3 protein-coding genes are annotated in these 4,428 nt (G+C 66.6%); 1 reads left to right on the top strand and 2 read right to left on the bottom strand.

Annotated features, from left to right (window positions below; genetic code table 11):
- Positions 1-439: 439 nt before the first annotated feature.
- Positions 440-1,105 (bottom strand): nitroreductase, encoded by a 666-nt coding sequence (locus tag AB0D57_RS47220; protein ID WP_362088691.1) that lies wholly within the window; start codon positions 1,103-1,105, stop codon positions 440-442.
- Positions 1,106-1,874: 769 nt separating this feature from the next.
- Positions 1,875-2,360, bottom strand: coding sequence for a MarR family winged helix-turn-helix transcriptional regulator (locus tag AB0D57_RS47215; RefSeq protein WP_362088690.1), 486 nt, complete (start codon positions 2,358-2,360; stop codon positions 1,875-1,877).
- Between the two features lie 872 nt (positions 2,361-3,232).
- Between AB0D57_RS47215 and AB0D57_RS47210 the strand changes: the two genes are divergently transcribed.
- Complete coding sequence (locus tag AB0D57_RS47210; protein ID WP_362088689.1) at positions 3,233-4,180, top strand: RNA polymerase sigma-70 factor; 948 nt, start codon at positions 3,233-3,235, stop codon at positions 4,178-4,180.
- Positions 4,181-4,428: the final 248 nt, after the last annotated feature.

Genomic DNA, 4,428 nt, shown 5'->3' with positions numbered 1-4,428 from the left:
GTCATCAGCCTCGACATCGCCCACGACCACATCGCCCAGATCTGGGCCGTACTCAACCCCGACAAACTGCACTCCTGGAACCAGCCACCCACCCCGAACCCCGAGGTAGCCATGCCGGCACAGACAGGCGCCGCGGAGAATCAGGCAGCCGAGTCACCACCGGGCAAGTAAGCCCAGCAAACTCCTTTGAGCGCGCTCGATCCTGCTGCTCTTGCGGCGCGCTGTCACAGCCGGCCGCCGCTTTCCCCCCATACGTGCGGGCTACGACATACGTGCGGGCTACGGCATAATTGCGGGCTACGACGCACCAGGTCCTGGCTCTTTGCCGTTATGGCTGGCCGTGCACGTGCCGTCCCTGGCGGCCATCCAGGCAGGCCGGCGCCGCAGGGGCGCCGGTGGGCCCAGATCAGGATGCCCGTCAGGGGGGAGCGCGGTACTACTAACCCCCGACGAACGTGACCGTCTCGGCGAGCGGCGCCCGGCCCGTACGGCTGTAACCCACCGTGACGTCCTCGTACCCGATCGACATGCCGCAGAAGAGGAGGAGCTCGTCCGGGGGTGACACGATCTCCGCGACGGTCTTGCGGTACTTCGCCCATGCCATCTGCGTGCAACTGTGCAGGCCTTCGGCGCGGAGCAGCAGCATGACGGTCTGCAGATACATGCCGACGTCGGACCACTGGGCCGGGCCCAGGTCGCGGTCGATGTAGCAGAACAGTGCGGCGGGCGCGCCGAAGCAGTCCCAGTTCGCGGAAGCGGCTCTCTGGCGTGCCTCTATGTCCTCGCGCGGTATGCCGAGTGCGCCGTAGCGCTGCTCGCCGAAGGCGGATCGACGTTCGCGGTACGGGGACTTCAGGGCGGGCGGGTACTGCTCGTACTCCGGCTCGTCCCAGGGGTCACCTGAGGCCACACGCTCGCCGGCACGCTTCTTGAGCTCGGCCAGCGACCCGCCGGTCAGCACGTAGGCGTGCCACGGCTGGAGGTTCGATGCGGACGGCGACCAGGCCGCGGCGGACAGCACGCGCTCCAGCGTCTCCCTCGGGACCCGCCGGTCGGTGAATCCGCGCACCGCCCGTCGGCTCGTGACCGCCTCATAGACGTCCATGATCGCCTGACTCCCATCCGCTCAACGCGTGTGCTTCCGTTGCACTTGCGACGGTATCATTCAATACTAATTGGCGGGCGTGAGAACCCGCGCATCGTGAGGAAGGTCGCGTCGCCCACTGCTCCGCTGCGGAAACAATTTTCGCGCCGGCCGACGAGGTACGCGAAAGCGCCGCCGGGGCATGCGTCGGAGCCGGGGCTGAGGTTCGCCCGCGGGGCGTCCAGGAGACCGCGCCTGTCCAAGCAGTCACCCGTAACAACGCCTGGGTAGAGCACGTCTCGGCCACTGGGCACATTTCCCGTGGTGACGCATGAGGGCTTGCTGTGAGCGGACGCGTCGTCTTGGGCATGCCCGCCCGATTCGGCAATGTCACGGCCCGCCCCGGGGCGTGCATGGGCATCCTGGCTGGCCTCTGGCGACAGAATCTGTCGCCGACAAGGTCTACGGCGACTTCACCTCGACCGCGGCAGGTCACGGCGGACAGGATCGACCCTGCCGGCGCTGTACAATTCCGTCTGCCACTTCGGCGGCATCCTCGTCCCGCCCGGCTACAGGGGCCGCGTGGTCGACGGCCCCGGCAAACCGTGCTGCACCGGCTACCGCACTGGCGAGGACGGCTGGATCCCGGCGGCGACGAAGCCCTGACCGCCGCCCGAAGACAGGACCGGCGCGTAGCGACGATGGCCGCGGCTCACAGGGACGGGCGTGCCGCGAAAGCCGCGTGAGCCGAAGAACGCCCACGCGGCAGGCAACCGTCGTGCGGGCGTGCTTACGCCTCGCCGCCTGCGGGATAGGTGAACCGGGTCAGCAGGGCCGTCAGCTGCTCGGGCTCGCCGGGCCCCAGTTCGGCAGTCAGACGCTCAGCCAGCAGATCCGCCGACGCATGGGCTCTGTCGAACAGCTCGATGCCCTGAGGCGTGATCTCCACTGCCCGCACCCGCCGGTCCGACGGAACGGTCTTGCGTACGGCCAGCCCCTTACGTTCCAGGTCGTCCACGACCCGCATGATTCCCGCCTTGTCCGACCCCGTCGCCGCCGCCAGGTCCCGCTGGACCGTGGGCCCGCGGTCGACCAGAACGATCAGCACGGCAAAATGCCGGCACTCGATGCCGAGCGGTCGAAGCGCCTCCGCTGTCGCCGCGGTCGCGCGCCAGTGTGCCCGGCGCAGCAGCAGGCCGAGAGCGAAAGCTGAGGCGTCCCCGGGGCGGTCGGTCGCGCGCGGGGTGATCGTTCTGTGAGGAATTTCGGCAGGCATGAGCGCACGTTATCAGCCAAACATTCATTTGATACGGTATCGTCTGAAACTAAATCCGGCTCGGCCCCCGCCGAGCGCCGTCGCACCACCGCTGCCACCATCAACGCCGAGGCCACACGCCCCAGATGAGGTTGCGTTACTAACGAGGAGCCCCGATGCGGTTGCGCCACAACGTTGCGGCGAACTTCCCGGCTCACTGCACCTCCCGCCGCCCCTCCCTCAAACGCCCGGCCGTGCGCCGCTCACCGTTCCGGCAGCCGGGAAGCCACGGTCTGGTCAGACCGTGTTACGCGCTCGTAGCGGTGACACGCGTCGTCACGATGCGGTCGGTCTTCAGGGTGTGACTCCTGTCGGTGGCGTGAAACCGGCGCTGCGGGGCGCGTCCAGGCCTCGCCGGACGCAGAACGGCCCACCCACCAATCGACAACGTGTCAATGCTTTAATGTCCACCGTTGGGAACGATTCCATGGTCTTGGGCTAGGAACTATGTACGTGGACCGCTACCCGTATGAACCTTTTTCTCAAGGGTGGATTCGATCCGATGGTCGGGCCGTGAGCCCGCGGAAACACTGTGTTTCTTCCTGATGTCTGCCGTCGTGGCGACGGCCGGCGGCACCCCACTGCCCCAGCGCTGTCACGGGAACAGAACGATCCCGGTCTCATGCAACAGAGGCGATTGGAACAGTCGTGACTTTCAGTGACCGCAGTCCCTGCAGCACCCGAACAAGCCATGCAGTGCGTAACACCTGGCACCACTGGGGCCTCCAGGAGCGTGTCCTGGGATCGGTTGTAGGAGCCGTCCGTGACCACGCGGTCGCCGCGTCGTCACGCCCGTAGACAGCCGCAACCGGAGGAACGGAGACCGCGGAATCATGCATCCAGAGCCGTCCCCCACGACAAGTAGCCTTGAAGAGGCTGTTGCTGTCTTTGTGCAGCACCGGCCACGTCTCTTCGGAATCGCCTACCGCATGCTCGGCAGCGCGGTCGAGGCTGAAGACGTGGTCCAGGAAGTGTGGCTGCGCTGGCAGAAGACCGACCGCTCCGTGGTGGTCAGCCCGGTGGCTTTCCTCTCGAGTACGACGACCCGCTTGGCCATCAACGTTGCGCAATCTGCGCGGGTGCGCCGGGAGACCTACATCGGACCGTGGCTGCCCGAGCCCATCGACACGAGCTCGGACCCGGAGGTAGGCGCGCAGCGTGCGGAGGCCCTGGAATTGGCTCTGCTGCTGGTGTTGGAGAAACTGAGCCCCACCGAGCGTGCCGCATACGTACTGCGTGAGGCGTTCGATTACGGCTATCCCGAGATCGCTGAGATCCTTCAACTCAGCGTCGTCAACGTGCGGAAGATCGTAAGCCGTGCTCGCAAGCATCTGTCGGACGAGCAGCGGGAGAGCGTGGACACGGCGGAGCACCGACGCCTTCTGAACGCCTTCGTCTCAGCGGCTCAGACGGGGGATGTGGCTTCACTCGAAGCCCTTCTCGTCCCCGATGCCGTCAGTCTGTCCGACGGCAACGGTATCCGGGGCGCCGCTCGTATACCTGTGCTGGGCCGTGCACGCGTGGCCAACCTGGCGACCGCCAATCGGCGGTTCTGGCCCGGCGTGGAACCCAGGTTGGTCGACGCCAACGGCCGTTCGGGTGTGATGATTTACCGAGACGGCGAGCCCACCACGTTCATGACGATAGCCGCTTCGGAGGAAGGCATCCACAAGGTGATGTGGGTGTTCAACCCGAGCAAGATCGCTGCCTTCCTCGATTCGTGCTCTCGCTCCGCATCGGTTCTCGGCTCCGCCGGACGTGCTGTGACCTCGGCCGTGTGACGAACAGGCCTGGGGAGAACAGGGAAGGCACCCGACTGAGCCAGCTCCCAGGCCACGCAGCCCCTACCGCATGGACCGGAACTGCACCCCTGGTGCGATCAGGACCAGCAGTCACCCTGCTATGCGGGGCTCTGGTGCGCGCTGGCGCTGTCGGGGGTGGGTGGCTGGTTCCAGGAGTGCAGTTTGTCGGGGTTGAGTACGGCCCAGATCTGGGCGATGTGGTCGTGGGCGATGTCGAGGCTGATGAC

Origin of the sequence: Streptomyces sp. NPDC048275 (genome assembly GCF_040652275.1) — a bacterium.
Taxonomy (GTDB): Bacteria; Actinomycetota; Actinomycetes; order Streptomycetales; family Streptomycetaceae; genus Streptomyces.
The sequence above is the reverse complement of the archived record's forward strand: the minus strand, read 5'-3'. Positions and strand labels throughout refer to the sequence as shown.

Coding starts and splice junctions, on each gene's coding strand:
- AB0D57_RS47220 (WP_362088691.1), bottom strand. CDS start 1,105: ATGGACGTCTATGAGGCGGTCACGAGCCGACGGGCGGTGCGCGGATTC.
- AB0D57_RS47215 (WP_362088690.1), bottom strand. CDS start 2,360: ATGCCTGCCGAAATTCCTCACAGAACGATCACCCCGCGCGCGACCGAC.
- AB0D57_RS47210 (WP_362088689.1), top strand. CDS start 3,233: ATGCATCCAGAGCCGTCCCCCACGACAAGTAGCCTTGAAGAGGCTGTT.